This window comes from Desulfonatronum zhilinae (assembly GCF_900182865.1).
Classification (GTDB): domain Bacteria; phylum Desulfobacterota; class Desulfovibrionia; order Desulfovibrionales; family Desulfonatronaceae; genus Desulfonatronum; species Desulfonatronum lacustre.
Genome location: NZ_FXUJ01000001.1, coordinates 461,153 through 475,567, shown reverse-complemented (window position 1 = coordinate 475,567; position 14,415 = coordinate 461,153). Strand labels below are relative to the sequence as shown.

9 protein-coding genes are annotated in these 14,415 nt (G+C 60.1%); 3 read left to right on the top strand and 6 right to left on the bottom strand.

All coding sequences use genetic code 11. The features are described from left to right. Window position 1: 1 nt before the first annotated feature. From AC559A_RS02135 to AC559A_RS02125, 3 genes are all read left to right on the top strand, one after another. Window positions 2–1,963 (top strand): RNA/DNA-binding domain-containing protein, encoded by a 1,962-nt coding sequence (locus AC559A_RS02135; protein WP_498815973.1) that lies wholly within the window; start codon window positions 2–4, stop codon window positions 1,961–1,963. Window positions 1,964–2,158: 195 nt separating this feature from the next. Continuing rightward, window positions 2,159–5,554: a DEAD/DEAH box helicase family protein gene (locus AC559A_RS02130; protein WP_498815971.1), complete on the top strand. Its 3,396-nt coding sequence runs from the start codon at window positions 2,159–2,161 to the stop codon at window positions 5,552–5,554. 116 nt (window positions 5,555–5,670) lie between these two features. Then, entirely contained in the window at window positions 5,671–6,069 is a 399-nt protein-coding gene (locus tag AC559A_RS02125; protein ID WP_498816059.1) for a response regulator, read from the top strand. A gap of 139 nt (window positions 6,070–6,208) precedes the next feature. On the opposite strand, the gene AC559A_RS02120 is transcribed toward AC559A_RS02125, so the two are convergent. From AC559A_RS02120 to AC559A_RS02095, 6 genes are all read right to left on the bottom strand, one after another. Further along, the gene (locus AC559A_RS02120) at window positions 6,209–7,243 is read right to left on the bottom strand and encodes a PilZ domain-containing protein (RefSeq protein ID WP_498815969.1); all 1,035 of its coding nucleotides are present in this window, start codon (window positions 7,241–7,243) and stop codon (window positions 6,209–6,211) included. A 43-nt stretch (window positions 7,244–7,286) separates the two neighbouring features. Further along, window positions 7,287–8,828, bottom strand: coding sequence for a YifB family Mg chelatase-like AAA ATPase (locus tag AC559A_RS02115; protein ID WP_028573167.1), 1,542 nt, complete (start codon window positions 8,826–8,828; stop codon window positions 7,287–7,289). A gap of 24 nt (window positions 8,829–8,852) precedes the next feature. Continuing rightward, entirely contained in the window at window positions 8,853–9,521 is a 669-nt protein-coding gene (gene lepB / locus AC559A_RS02110) for a signal peptidase I (protein ID WP_028573166.1), read from the bottom strand. Between the two features lie 13 nt (window positions 9,522–9,534). Continuing rightward, window positions 9,535–10,134 carry a signal peptidase I gene (gene lepB / locus AC559A_RS02105; protein WP_028573165.1) on the bottom strand — a complete coding sequence of 200 codons (600 nt, stop codon included), beginning with the start codon at window positions 10,132–10,134 and terminating at the stop codon, window positions 9,535–9,537. An 18-nt stretch (window positions 10,135–10,152) separates the two neighbouring features. After that, entirely contained in the window at window positions 10,153–11,952 is a 1,800-nt protein-coding gene (gene lepA, locus AC559A_RS02100) for a translation elongation factor 4 (RefSeq protein ID WP_028573164.1), read from the bottom strand. 70 nt (window positions 11,953–12,022) lie between these two features. Next, on the bottom strand, window positions 12,023–14,407 hold the full coding sequence (locus AC559A_RS02095; protein ID WP_498815966.1) for an EAL domain-containing protein: 2,385 nt from the start codon (window positions 14,405–14,407) through the stop codon (window positions 12,023–12,025). Window positions 14,408–14,415 lie beyond the last annotated feature (8 nt).

Here is a 14,415-nt window from a genome sequence, read left to right as displayed (position 1 = left end):
CATGAGTCTTGGCATCTTCAATCCAGATGAGTTGCGCGAAGATATTGATCTTGAGGCAAAACGTGCTGGCGGGCGGGATGGTCGTGGGGCTTTGCCGCAAGACGTGTTCGAAACCTATTCCGCCTTTGCGAATACCGACGGCGGGGTCATTTTGCTGGGAGTGACGGAGCGCGAGGACGAAACACTCCAGGTTCATGGGATCGAAAACCCGGACCGCGTGATCTCCGACCTTTGGGCGCAGCTCAACAATCCCCAAAAGGTTAGCCGGAACATTCTGTCAAACACGGCGATCCAGACCCTTCCAACGGCCAACAATCGCTGGGTCATCAGAATCCACGTGCCCCGCGCTTCTCGCAAGGAGCGGCCCGTATTCATCAATGGCAATCCCCTCAGCGGCACCTTTAAGCGCCAGCACTCCGGGGATTTTCGCTGCCCGGAGAATGAAGTTCGGAGGATGCTGGCCGAACAGGTCGAAGATGCCCGGGACGCCCGATTGCTGGAAGGGTTTGGTCACACCGACATCGACGAGAGTACTCTGAAAGCCTACCGCAACCGCTTCAGCGCGGCCAAGCCGGATCACCCGTTCAGTAGCGCCGACGACATGGAATTCCTGCGCCAACTGGGTGGATGGATGCGCGATCGACAAACCGGAACGCAAGGGCTGACCATGGCCGGTCTCTTGATGTTCGGCAAGCAGACCTCCATCCAGGAGGCGATGCCCAACTATTTCGTGGACTACCGCGAGTTGCCGCCGAACGGCTCGCGAAACAGCTGGGTTGATCGGCTGACCCCTGACGGCTCATGGTCCGGCAACCTGTTCGACTTTTATCGATTCACGATCCTGCGCCTTTTTCGCGACCTGAAAATCCCATTCAAGTTGAATCAGGACCAACGTGAAGATGAAACGCCGATCCACATGGCTTTGCGGGAAGCGTTGGTGAATGCGATTATTCATGCCGACTACTCGGGCTCTCTTTCCATCCTCGTGTTCAAGGGGCCGGATTACTATGAGTTTCGTAATCCGGGGCGGATGCGCATTCCCATCAACGACGCATTGGCAGGTGGAAACAGCGATTGCAGAAATCGCAACATGCAGAAGATGTTCGCCTTACTCGGCCTGGGCGAACAAGCCGGATCGGGCATTCCTCGCGTATTGGAAAACTGGAAGTCGCAACACTATCGTCCTCCTGAACTATCCGAGAACCGCGAACTGGACTACACCGTGCTGCGGTTGCGCACCGTCAGTCTGTTGCCCGAAGACGCCTTGCACCGCCTACGGCTGCGCTTTGGTCCAGGATTCGATCACTTGGACGAGCAGAAACGAATGACCCTCGCCACGGCTGAGATCGAGGGCTACGTATCCAACTCCCGTTTGAAGCAAATCACAAAACTCCATCCCCGAGACATCACGTTGCTGCTCAAGGGGCTGGTGGACAGTGGAATGCTCGAGGCTGACGGGAAAGGGCGGGGCACCACCTATCGGATATCCGGAGTTGAAGCCGTCGACTTGGCCGTCAGCTCCGAAGATTCGGCCTCGAGGTCCGAAGATACCTTGTCGAGCTCCGAAGATTCGGCCTCGAGGTCAGAAGATACCATGTTGAGGTCCGAAGATTCAGCTTCTGCCATCGTTGGGCAACGCGGCCCGTTGTTGGACAACCCGGAACAGGATGCATGCCTTCTCGAAATAGCCAAGCCTGTCAGAAATGCCCGTAGAGTCAGCGGAGACGTTATCCGTTCCTCGATCCTGAAACTCTGTGCCGGACATTTTCTGACACTTGCTCAGATTGCGAATCTTTTAGGGCGATCCTCCATCGACATCCGTCAGCGGTTTATCAAGCCATTGGTTGACGAAGGTCTGCTGGAGCGCCGTTTCCCCCAGCAACCCAATCATGAACAACAGGCGTATCGGAGCACAGAAAAAACAGTGACTTCCAACTGCGCAACTTTGGAAAGAAATTGTTGAAACACTGCGTTGTTCGGTTCATTGACGCAAGGTTTAAAAATGATGGCTCAATATGCGTTTCAGAGAACCGATAATGGACTGATAACGGGCCGATAATGGACCGATATGGACAGATATGGACCGAAAATGAGATGTTTCGATGCGATTTGAAGTGGTAGCGAGGGGTTATTGAGGCAGATAATTATGGGGACCACGATGAGCAATTTTACCTTTATACCTCCGGAGCTTCAGTCCATTGCCGAACCCGCGACCAAGGCGGAAGGCCATATCAAGGGCGATCCTCGCGCGGCCTGTTTTCATGCCCGCTTCGCCCTGGAGGCCGCGGTGCACTGGTTGTACCGCCATGATGCCGGGTTGCGCATGCCTTATGACCAGACTCTGGGGGCGCTGCTGCATGAGCCGTCCTTCCAGAACCTCCTGCCCCAGGCCGTCTATCAGAAGACACGGGTGATCCAGAAAGTTGGCAACCAGGCCGTGCATGGCGCGCGACCGATTCAGGAGTCGGACGCCTTGCAGGTGGTCAGGGAACTGTACCACATCTGCCATTGGCTGGTGCGCACGTACCTGCCCAAGGATCTGCCGCAAGGTGGCCTTTCCTGGCGGGACGATCAGGTGCCGTCTCCCATCGGCGGAGCCGGGGTTGTTCCGCGCAAAGAGCTGGAGGCTCTGGAAAAACGGCTGGCCGAGCAGGGCCGGGAGGCCCTCAAGCACCAACAGGAACGCGACGCCCTGGATGCCGAGTTGCAGGCTTTGCGCGATCAGTTGGCCCAGGAACGCGACAAGGCGCGGCAACAGCCCGACACCCATGACTATTCCGAGGCCGAAACCCGGCGCTACCTGATCGACATGGACCTGCGCCGCGCCGGGTGGCCCCTGGATCAGGCCCGCGACTGTGAATACGAAGTTCACGGTATGCCGAACAAACAGGGCATAGGCTACGTGGACTATGTGCTCTGGGGAGACGACGGCAAGCCCCTGGCCGTGGTGGAGGCCAAGAAGACCACGGTTGATCCGGCCCTGGGCCAGCAGCAGGCCAAACTCTACGCTGACTGTCTGGAAGGAAAGTACGCCCAGCGTCCGGTGATCTTCTACTCCAACGGCTACGAAACCTGGCTCTGGGACGACACGGCCTATCCGCCCCGCCGCGTGGCGGGGTTCTACAAGAAGGACGAGTTAGCCAGACTGGTCCTGCGTCGGTCCCTGCGCCAAGCTCTGGACGTGGCCCAGGCCAAGGACGCCATCGCCGAACGGTACTACCAGAAGCGGGCCATCGGGAGCATCTTCCGGCAGTTTGCCCAGGCCCGCCGCAAGGCCCTGCTGGTCATGGCCACGGGCACGGGCAAGACCCGGACGGTCATCTCCCTGGTGGACGTGTTGCAGCGAGCCGGATGGGTCAAGCGCGCCCTGTTCCTGGCGGACCGGGTCTCCCTGGTGAACCAGGCCGTGGGCGCCTTCAAGGCGCATCTTCCGGAATCCAGCCCGGTGAATCTGGTCACGGACAAGCATGCCGAGGGCCGGGTCTTTGTCTGCACCTACCCGACCATGATGGGGTTGATCGACGAGACCCAGGGCGGCCAGGCCCGCTTCGGCGTCGGCCATTTTGATCTGGTGATCATCGACGAGGCCCACCGCTCGGTCTACCAGAAATACCGGGCCATCTTCCGCTACTTCGACGCCCTGCTGGTCGGCCTGACCGCCACGCCCCGCGAGGAGGTGGACAAGAACACCTACGAACTATTCGACCTGGAACCGGGCGTGCCCACGGACGCCTACGAGCTGGAACAGGCCGTGACCGACGGCTATCTGGTTCCGCCCAAGGTCCGGCAGGTGGACCTGCGATTTCCCAGGGAGGGCATTGACTACGATTCCCTGAGCGATGAGGAAAAGGCCCAGTGGGAGGGGCTGGATTGGGGAGACGACGACGATGAGGGCAAACTGCCGGATTTCGTCAACGCCAGCGCCATCAACAACTGGCTGTTCAACACGGATACCGTGGACAAGGTGCTCCAGTACCTGATGGAGCACGGCCATAACGTGGACGGCGGAGATCGGCTGGCCAAGACGATTATCTTTGCCCGCAACCACGACCACGCCATGTTCATTGAGCAGCGTTTCAACCATCACTACCCGCATTACGCCGGGCAGTTCGCCAGGGTCATCGACAACCGGGTCAAATACCCGCAGAGCCTGATCGACGACTTCTCCCAGAAGGACAAGTTCCCGATCATCGCCATTTCCGTGGACATGCTGGACACGGGCATCGACATCCCGGAGGTGGCCAACCTGGTCTTTTTCAAGCCGGTCTACTCCAAGATCAAGTTCTGGCAGATGATCGGTCGGGGAACCAGGCTGTGCCTGAATCTTTTTGGACCAAGCCTGGACAAGGAGGACTTCCGGGTCTTCGACTTCTGTTTCAACTTCGAATTCTTCCGCGAGAACCCCGACGGGATCAACGCCCTGGAAGGCGCTCCCCTGGGTGTTCGCCTGTTCCGCTCCCGTGTGCGGCTTCTGGGCCATCTTCAAAACACGCCGGACCTGGACCCGGACGTGACGCTGCGCGGCACCCTGGCTGAGGGGCTGCACGGCGAAGTGGCGGCCATGAACCGGGCGAACTTCATCGTACGCATGCACCTGGAGGCCGTGGAGCGGTTTCAGCAACGCGGGGCCTGGGAGCGACTGAGCGAAGCGGATCGGCACGTCCTGGAATCCGAAATCGCGGGCCTGCCCAACGAACTGCCCAGCGAGGACATCGAATCCCGCCTGTTCGATCTCACGCTCTTGCGCATGCAGCTGGCCCACACGGAAGGCAACGCCGCGGTCTTTGAAAGCCAGCGCCAACGGGTCGTGGATATGGCCATGCTCCTGGAAGACAAGGCCGCCATCCCCGCCGTGGCCCGCGAACTGGCCTATCTGGTCCGGGTGCAGGAAAGCGAATTCTGGGAGGGCATCGGTTTGGTCGGATTGGAAGAGCTGCGGCTGCGGCTGCGCGGACTGGTTCCGTTCCTGGAAAAGAAAAAGCGCAGTGTCGTGTACACCAGCTTTCAGGATGCAATCACGGGCACACAAGCATTTGAGGCGGTCCCCATGCCCCGGATGACCGGCCCCCAATACGAAAAGAAGGTCAAGGACTTCCTGCGCAACCACCTGGACCACATTGTGATCCACCGCCTGCGGACCAACCAGCCCCTGACCCGAACCGACCTTCAGGGTCTGGAGCGCACCCTGACCGAGATCGGCGAAGAGGAAGGCAGGTCGCTGCTCTCCGGCCTTCTGGCCCGCAGCCAGGCCCCATCTCTGGCCCATTTCGTGCGCACCCTGGTAGGGATGGACAGGTTCGCCGCCCAGTCCGCCTTTTCCGACTTCCTGAACGACCGCAGCCTCACCTCGCAACAAATCCGGTTCATCGAGATGATCATCGACCAACTTACCATGCGGGGCACCATGGAGGCCAAGGCCCTTTACGAGCCACCCTTCAGCGGTCTTCACGCCGGGGGGCCGGAGGAGCTGTTTCGAGGCAAAGAGAAGATCGTCGAAGGGATATTTGACGCTTTGAAGTCGGTTCACAGCGGGGTGGATGCGAAGGCGGCCTGAATTCGGTCGGAATGCAGAAAAATGTCTTCCAGCTTGCGGCAGGACAAGACTTGGGGTAGGGCTCTTTCCATCAACGAGCTCGGTTGCCGAGCCCGGAAACCAACGAGGTGGTGGGTATGCGCTTTCTGATTGTCGAGGACGACTTTACCAGCAGATTGATGCTTCAACGGATCATCAAGCCCTACGCGCAGTGCGATCTGGCGGTGAATGGCGAAGAGGCGGTCCAGGCCTTCAAGATGGCCCACGAGGAAGGGCAGCCCTACGACTTGGTCTTGATGGACATCATGATGCCCGTCAAGGACGGCCAGCAGGCCCTGATGGATATCAGGGAGTACGAACGCTCCCAAGGCGTCAGCCCCAAGGATGAAACACGGGTGATCATGCTCACGGCCCTGGGTGATCCGAAAAACGTCGTGGACGCCTATTACAAAGGCGGTGCCAGCTCGTATCTGGTCAAACCCATCGACAAGAGCCTGCTCCTGGAGGTCATCCGCAACACCGGCCTGCGGATCTGACGTCTTTCCCGCTTTCGATCCATCTTGGCATCTCATTTGAGCCCCGGACAGGGACGATACTTCCGTATAGCAAGAGAGCCGCGCAAGAATACTTGAGCGGCTCTCTTTTTTGCGAGGCTGAAGGACCGACCCGGATTCACTAGGCGATCCCCCGACGAAACCGCTCCAGATAGCGCTGGTAGACCCAGGCCCCCAACTCCTGAACGTCGTTCTCCCGCACGGGGGTCCAGGCGATCTTGCCGCTTTGGTCATTTTTTCCGTGATGGGTGATTTCCAGCCCGAACTCCACGTCCTTGTTCAGATAGTCCTCCCGCCTGTAGCTGATCCGCCCTTTCAACCAGAAGACCTGATGGCCGTTATCGGCCTGTTCGCTCAAGACAATCCAGACGACCAGTCTCGCTCCCTTCGTCCACGCGGCGGGGCCCACGGGCTTGCCCTCCGCGGCGGGAATCTCCCCCTTCGAAAGGGTTTCGGCGGAAATGTCCTTGAGCAACTTCGCGGCCAACCGCATCCGGATACCGCCCGCCGAAACGTCCTGAATGGTCACGAGACCCTGCTCGAAGTGCTGTCCCCCAACCATGGGCGGACGCAGTTTGGCCCGACCGGCCTCGGGGCACCGGAAGACCATTTTCCCTTCTTCCCAAAGCGAAAAATTCAAAATGTCGCCTGAGGCCGGATCAAGACGGATGCTGGACCGACGCTGGCCGATGTCCAGGCCGACGGGGCGTTTCAGGATCAGGTTGAAGTCGGATCGCGAGGCGGCGGCATCCAGGACCGGACTGGGAAAGTTGTAAAAAATGTCCGCCTTTCGAGAGTTGTCCCGGACCTTGAAATAACACGTCACCACCTGCCCCACCCAGGACTTGGGATTGGCGCTCAGCCCGGAAACCTCGACGGTCAGATTCCTGTCCCTGATCTCCCGGAGCATTCCGGAGACGTCGAACCGGCTGCCTTGTTCGCGAGTCAGGGATATGATGAACTTGGCGCGCAAATCCAGGGCGTCTTGCAGTAAGCCTTGAATGGTGTCCGGGTCGGTGATGCTCAGGGGAGGAGTCATGGGAGGAGTCTGGTCGGTATCTTGATCGAGTCGGGCTTGGAGTTTGTAAAATCGCAAAGCCCAGGCCAAGCACAGGATCTGGCCCAGGCATCTGGCCCAGGCATCTGGCACGGACATCTGGCACGGGCAAAGCCCTGGTTTTGGTCAGATCAGATTCGGATCAGGTCCATGTCTGGGCCTGTCGATCCAAGGTCCGATAATTGATGGCCTCGGCCAGGTGGTCTGCGGACAGCGTCTCCCTCCCTTCCAGGTCCGCGATGGTCCGGGCGATGCGCAACACACGGGTGTAGGCCCGGGCGCTGAGGCTCAATCGCTGGACCGCGGCCCCCAGAAATTCATGTTCCGCATCGCCCAGTGGGCAGAATGCATTCAACCACTTCCCGTCCAGATCGCTGTTGGTCAGCAGGGGAGAGTTGCGAAAGCGTTGGTATTGCAAGGCCCTGGCCTGTTCGATGCTTTCGAGCATGGTCGCGGAATCGCGGGAGCCACGTTGTCTGCGGAGTTCCTTATACGGCACTGCCGGGACTTCCACGTGCAGGTCGATCCGGTCCAGAAGCGGCCCGGAAAGGCGGGAGCGGTAGCGCTGGATCTGCTGCGGCGAGCAGGTGCACTGGTGCTGTTCGTCGGTGAGGTAGCCGCAGGGGCAGGGATTCATGGCCGCCACGAGCATCAGGTCCGCGGGATAGGTCAGGGACATGGCGGCTCGGGAAATGGTCACCACGCCGTCTTCCAGGGGTTGACGCAGCACTTCCAGGACATGCTTCTTGAATTCCGGCAGTTCATCCAGAAAAAGCACGCCGCGATGGGCCAGGGAGACCTCTCCCGGCCTGGGGTAGTGTCCTCCTCCGATCAACCCGGCGTCGGAAATGGTGTGGTGCGGGGAGCGAAACGGCCGGATCACCACCAGCGGCTGGTCCTTGGAAAGCATCCCGGCCACGCTGTAGACCTTGGTCACTTCCAGGGCTTCCTCGAACTCCAGGGCCGGCAATATCGAAGGCAGCCGCTTGGCCAGCATGGTCTTGCCGCTGCCCGGTGGGCCGAGAAAGAGGAGGTTGTGATTTCCCGCTGCGGCGATTTCAATGGCCCGCTTGGCATGCTCCTGGCCCTTGACCTCGCTGAAGTCCAGGATTGATTTGGTGCGATTTTTCCAAAGCTCGTCCAGATCGCAGACCGCCTTGGGGATGACTTCCTCGCCCAGCAGGAAACGCACGGCCTGGGCCAGGCTCTCCGCTCCGTACACGGACAATTCCTTGACCACCGCCGCTTCCTGGGCGTTGTCCGCGGGGACGATCAGCCCTCGCGCTCCCTGAGTTCGGGCCTTCAAGGCCAGCGGGAGGATGCCGGACACGGGCTTGAGTTCGCCGTTGAGGGACAATTCTCCGGCCAGGAAAAAGTCTTGGACCTGTTCCTGACGCAGCACCTCCACCCCGGTGAGCAGGCCCACGGCCAGAGGCAGATCGTAGGCGCTGCCTTCCTTGCGCATGTCCGCCGGGGCCAGGTTCACGGTGATTCGGGCCGGGGGCAGCTTGAAGCCGGTGTTCTTCAATGCCGCGAAAACCCGCTCCTTGCTTTCGCGCACCGCGCCCTCGGCCAGACCGACCATGGTAAACGAAGGCATGCCCTGGCGGGCGAAATCCACTTCCAGTTCCACGTGAAAGGCCTCGATGCCCATCAGCGCGGAGGTGGCGATCTTGGCCAGCATGCTCCTCCCGTATAGGTCGTCGGCTTATCGTAAAATGCGGCCCATCCGCTCCCAGCGAGGGCCCTCCCCCGCCTCCCAGGACCAGTAGATCCGCCAGGCCTTGCCCTTGATCCGTTCCCGATCCACGAACCCCCAGAAGCGGGAATCCAGCGATTCATCACGGTTGTCGCCCAGCACGAAATATTTGCCCTCGGGAACCTTAAGCGGGCCGAGGCGATCACGAGGCTGGACCTCACGGTGCGTGGCGTCCCGGAACCGGACATAGGGTTCGTCCAGCTCTCGCCCGTTGACCAGAACCCGTTTCCGGCGGATTTCCACGATGTCTCCGGGAAGGCCGACGACGCGCTTGATGAAGTCCTGAGGGCAGGCCTCGTCGGCCACGGGCAGGGAACATTGCAGCCACCGGGCAGGTTCCTCGGTAAAGACTGGCACGTCCTGACCGAACAAAAACACCACGATATCCCCGCGCTGCGGTTCATCCAGCTCGATGACGGCCCCGGTCAGCGGAATCTTCACGTCGTAGGCGAACTTGGTGACCAGGAGATGGTCGCCGACCAGCAGGGTGTCCAGCATGGAGCCGGAGGGTATTTTGAAGGCCTGGACCACGAAGGACCGGATCAGCAGGGCCAGGATCACGGCCAGGAGAATAGCCTTGACGTATTCTCCCAGGGTGGTCGCCAGGGATTTGGACATGCGCGAAACGGCTCTACTCAATGCGCTGGCCGAGCCGGTCCCAGCGTACGTCGCTCAAAAACCAGCGCGGACTGGCGGACCAGTATATCCGCCACGCCTTGCCTCGGATCTGCGACCTGGGCACAAACCCCCAGAATCGGGAGTCGTGGGAATTGAAACGGTTGTCGCCCAGGACGAAGTAGTGATCCTCGGGTACGGTTCGCGGCCCGAAATGGACCCGGGTCGGGCCGGGGTGCAGGGTCAGATAGGGCTCGTCCACCGCCTCGCCGTTGATGTACAGGGCCTGGTCCCGCACTTCCACTTCATCACCGGGAATCGCGGCCACGCGCTTGATGAAGTCCTTGGACGGGTCCTCCGGATAGCGAAAGACGATCACGTCGCCGTGCGCGGGGTCCTGGGTCGAGAGGATGCTCCAGTCCGTGAAGGGGGGCTTGATGTCGTAGGCGAATTTGGTCACGAACAGACGGTCTCCGATCTGCAGGGTCTCCAGCATGGAGCCGGAGGGAATCTTGAATGCCTGGATGATGAACGTGCGAATGATCAGGGCCAGAATCAGGGCGATGATCAAGGCCTCGGAATATTCCTTGAGCGCGGTTTGCCAGCGGGGGTTCATGAAGACTCCTTAAGTGTCCTATTCCTTGCGCAACACGGCCAGGAAGGCTTCCTGGGGAATGTCGATGTTGCCCATCCGTTTCATACGCCGCTTCCCTTCTTTTTGTTTTTCCAGGAGCTTGCGTTTGCGGGTGATGTCCCCGCCGTAGCACTTGGCCGTGACGTTCTTGCGCATCGGCGCGATGCGTTCCTTGGCGATGACCCGTTGCCCGATGGCGGCCTGGATGACCACCTCGAACAACTGACGGGGGATGACTTGGCGCAGGCGGCTCGCCAGCTCCCGGCCCTGAGCGTAGGCCTTTTCCTTGTGCACGATGATGGACAGGGCGTCCACGCCCTCGTTGTTGATCAGGATGTCCAGCTTGACCAGTTCCGAGGGCCGGAAATCGATGAATTCGTAGTCCAGGGAGGCATAGCCGCGGGTTACGGACTTGAGCCGGTCGAAAAAGTCGTAGACGATTTCCGCGAAGGGCAGTTCGTAGGTCACGATGACCCTGGTGGATGACAGAAAGCGCAGATCCTTCTGCTTGCCCCGGCACTCCTCGCACAGGGCCAGCACCGCGCCCAAATACTCATTGGGAACGTGGACCTCCATGTGCACATAGGGTTCGGCGATGTACTCGACCTTGCTCACCGGAGGCAACTTGCTGGGATTGTCCACGGAGAGAATTTCGCCCTCCAGGGTCTTGACCTCGTAGATCACCGAAGGCGCGGTGACCAGCAGCCGGGCCTGGAACTCCCGCTCCAACCGCTCCTGGATGATCTCCATGTGCAGCAGGCCGAGAAAGCCGCAACGGAAACCGAACCCCAGAGCATGGGAGGTTTCCGGCTCGAAGGAGAAGGCCGCGTCGTTGAGCTGCAACTTTTCCAGGGAATGCTTGAGCGAGCCGTATTCATTGGGCTCCACCGGATACATTCCGCAAAAGACCATGGCCGTGATCTTCTTGAATCCGGGCAAGGGCGTGGGGGTCGGGTTGTCCGGGTCCGTGATGGTGTCGCCGACCCGTGCGTCGGTCAGGTTCTTGATCCCGGCGCACAGAAAACCGACTTCGCCGGGTCCCAGTTCGTCCACTGCCAGAGGCTCGGGAGAAAAAACACCCAATTTGGCGACCTCGAACCGGGCCTTGTTGGAATGCAGCAGGATAAACTGTCCGTTGCGAATTCGGCCGTCCATGACCCGAAACAGAATCACCACCCCGAGATAGGTGTCGTACCACGAATCAAAAATCAGGGCCTTGAGCGGAGCGTTCTCGTCGCCCTTGGGCGGCGGTAGGTCGGTGATGATCCGTTCCAGAACTTCCGGGACGCCCTGCCCGGTCTTGGCGCTGATCATCAGCGCGTCCCGGCAGTCCAGGCCGATCACTTCCTCGATTTCGGTCTTGATCCGCTCCGGCTCCGCGCTGGGCAGGTCGATCTTGTTCAGAACCGGAATGATCTCCAGGTTGTTTTCCAGGGCCAGGTAGGCGTTGGCCAGGCTCTGGGCCTCGACCCCCTGAGAAGCGTCCACCACCAGTAGAGCTCCTTCACAAGCAACCAGGCTGCGGGAGACTTCATAACTGAAGTCCACGTGCCCCGGGGTGTCGATCAGGTTCAGGATGTACTCGCGGCCGTCCTTGGCCTTGTAGGGGATGCGCACGCTCTGGGCCTTGATGGTGATGCCCCGCTCCCGTTCCAGGTCCAGCCGGTCCAAGTACTGCTCCTTCATCTGGCGAGCGTCCACGAGGCCGGTGATCTGCAGGATGCGGTCGGCCAGGGTGGATTTTCCGTGGTCGATGTGCGCGATGATGCTGAAGTTGCGAATGTTTTTCTGGTCAATCATAGTGAGGGGGTTTCCTTACCCCGCAAAGCCCATTGGGGCAAGCCGAAAACAAGGCCGAAATCGACCCGGGTCAACCGTCCATCTCGCGCCGTCCAGGCGTTTCACGCCGATCAGGCGGACCGCCGCGCCTGTCCATGGCCGCTGATTGCTCGTCCCGGGAGAGGCCGAACTGCCCCTCGCGCAGTTGCTCAAGCGGCATGGGTTTGGCGAAATAGAACCCCTGGGCGTAATCGCAACGCAGCATGGTCAGGGTCTTCAGTTCCTCCTCGGTCTCCACGCCTTCCGCGACTACTTCCATCTTCAGCGCCTGGGCCAGGGTGACGATGGTCCGGATGATTTCCAGGTTTTCGCCGCCCAGGTGCATCCGGCTGACGAAAGAACGGTCCACCTTCAGGATGTCCGCGGAAAAGCGGTGCAGGTAGGAGAGAGACGAGTAGCCGGTGCCGAAATCGTCGATGGAAATCTTGATCTTCAAGCGCTTGAGGCGCTCCAAAATCCGCGTGGCCGCTTCGGCGTTTTCCATGACCACGCTCTCCGTGATTTCCAGCTTGAGGCACTCCGGTGGAAAATCGGTCTCCTGAAGCACGGCCTCCACCTGCTCGTAGAGATCCGGTTGAGCGAACTGCTTCCCGGACAGGTTCACGCTGACCATGAACGGCTTCGGTGAATTCGGCGAATCTTTGCTCCTGGTGAAGTCGCGCATATCCAGGCAGGCTTTTTCCAGGACCCAGCGCCCCATGGGCAGGATCAACCCGGTCTCCTCGGCCAGAGGGATGAATTCCGCGGGACTGATCATGCCCCGGACGGGGTGAACCCAACGGATCAGGGCTTCCACTCCGATGGTCCGCTTCGTGGTCAGACAGATGATGGGCTGATAAAACAGGACGAATTCTTCCCGCTGCAGGGCCAAACGCAGGTCCATGAACGTCTGCATGGCCTGCCTGGCTTTTTCGTGCATCACGTGGCTGAAGACCTCGAACCGGCCCCGGCCCCGTGATTTGGCCAGATGCAGGGCGATATCCGCGTCTCGAAGCAGATCCTCGCCGCGGTGGTACCGGACATCGGAGAGCACCACCCCGGCGGAGGCCGAGGTCTGGATTTCATGGCCGTCCAGTTGATGCGGCTGCTTCAGGCCGTCCAAGATCCGTTCAGCCAGGAGTAGCGGATCTGCGACCTCCCGCAGTCGGCGGATCAACACCGCGAACCCGTCACCACCCAGGTGAAAGACATCCTCGTCCACTTTTCGTTCATCAAGAATGCGCTGAATGCTGGAGAGAATCAACTTGTCGCCCAGGTCGTAGCCCAGGCTTTCGTTGAACCGATTGAAACGGTCCAGATTGATCAACACCAGGGCGAACCGGTAGCCTTCCACGTCCCGGGCCTGGTTGATCTCCACGTTCAGGCCGTCCAGCAAGGCCGTCCTGTTGGGCAGATTGCTCAACGGCTCATGAAGGACATGGTGCAGCATACGCTGCTCGGCCCGTTTGTAGAGGATCATCTGCATCAGGGTGTTGGCCACGGCCCCGAAAAAAGCCGACTCCGGCTGCGTCAGCCGAGCGCCCCGCTGGATAGAGAGGTTCAAGATTCCCAAGGTCGCATGTTGTGATCGAATCGGAACGCAGACATTGCTGTGCGGTTCGACGCCTTCCGGCAAAAGTTTATTGTGGTCGACCTCCTCGTCCGGGACCACGAGAACCCGCTGTTCCCCGATGGCTCGGCCGCAAGCGCAATCGCCGGGAACCATGGTCTTGCACTGCTCCTGGACGTGCTCCGGTAAATTGCGATGCGCCACCATGCGGTAACAGCCGTCTTCGTCCTCCTGGAGGTAGACGCAGCCACGGTTCTGCAACGTCAGCCAGGAAATGCCCAGGATGCTGTCCAGGCACTGCTGCAACAGTTCTTCCAGGGGCAATTCCTGCAGGGAGAGTTGGAGCAGATGATTCAAGGCGGTCTGCATGTCATAGTTGCGCTGCAAGTCGAGCTCGGCCTGTTTCAGCTTGGTGGTTCGCTCGTCGACCATTTCTTCAAGCCTCTCCGAGTAGACCCGCAGCTGCCGTTCCTGGTTGCGCAACGTCAGATGCGTGCGCACCCGGGCCAGCAGTTCCTTGGCGTCAAAGGGCTTGCTGACGTAGTCCACCCCGCCGGCCTCGAACCCCTTGGTCTTCACCCCGGTGTCCGTGAGAGCGGAGAGAAAGATGACCGGAATGTCTCGGGTTTCAGGCGCGTCCTTCAGGGTCTGGCAGGTCTGGAACCCGTCCATTCCGGGCATGATGATGTCCAGGAGCACCAGATCCGGCTGTTCCCGTCGGGCCAGATCAAGGCACTCCTGACCCGACGACGTCGAGACGGTCCGAAACCCCTGTCGCTTCAGGTTGGACTCCAGAATCAACCTGTTCACCGCCTCGTCGTCAACGATGAGGATCAAAGGGGATTCTTGGTCGTAATCTGAATTCATGACAAAAC

Coding starts and splice junctions, on each gene's coding strand:
- AC559A_RS02135 (WP_498815973.1), top strand. CDS start 2: ATGAGTCTTGGCATCTTCAATCCAGATGAGTTGCGCGAAGATATTGAT.
- AC559A_RS02130 (WP_498815971.1), top strand. CDS start 2,159: ATGAGCAATTTTACCTTTATACCTCCGGAGCTTCAGTCCATTGCCGAA.
- AC559A_RS02125 (WP_498816059.1), top strand. CDS start 5,671: ATGCGCTTTCTGATTGTCGAGGACGACTTTACCAGCAGATTGATGCTT.
- AC559A_RS02120 (WP_498815969.1), bottom strand. CDS start 7,243: ATGTCCGTGCCAGATGCCTGGGCCAGATGCCTGGGCCAGATCCTGTGC.
- AC559A_RS02115 (WP_028573167.1), bottom strand. CDS start 8,828: ATGCTGGCCAAGATCGCCACCTCCGCGCTGATGGGCATCGAGGCCTTT.
- lepB (WP_028573166.1), bottom strand. CDS start 9,521: ATGTCCAAATCCCTGGCGACCACCCTGGGAGAATACGTCAAGGCTATT.
- lepB (WP_028573165.1), bottom strand. CDS start 10,134: ATGAACCCCCGCTGGCAAACCGCGCTCAAGGAATATTCCGAGGCCTTG.
- lepA (WP_028573164.1), bottom strand. CDS start 11,952: ATGATTGACCAGAAAAACATTCGCAACTTCAGCATCATCGCGCACATC.
- AC559A_RS02095 (WP_498815966.1), bottom strand. CDS start 14,407: ATGAATTCAGATTACGACCAAGAATCCCCTTTGATCCTCATCGTTGAC.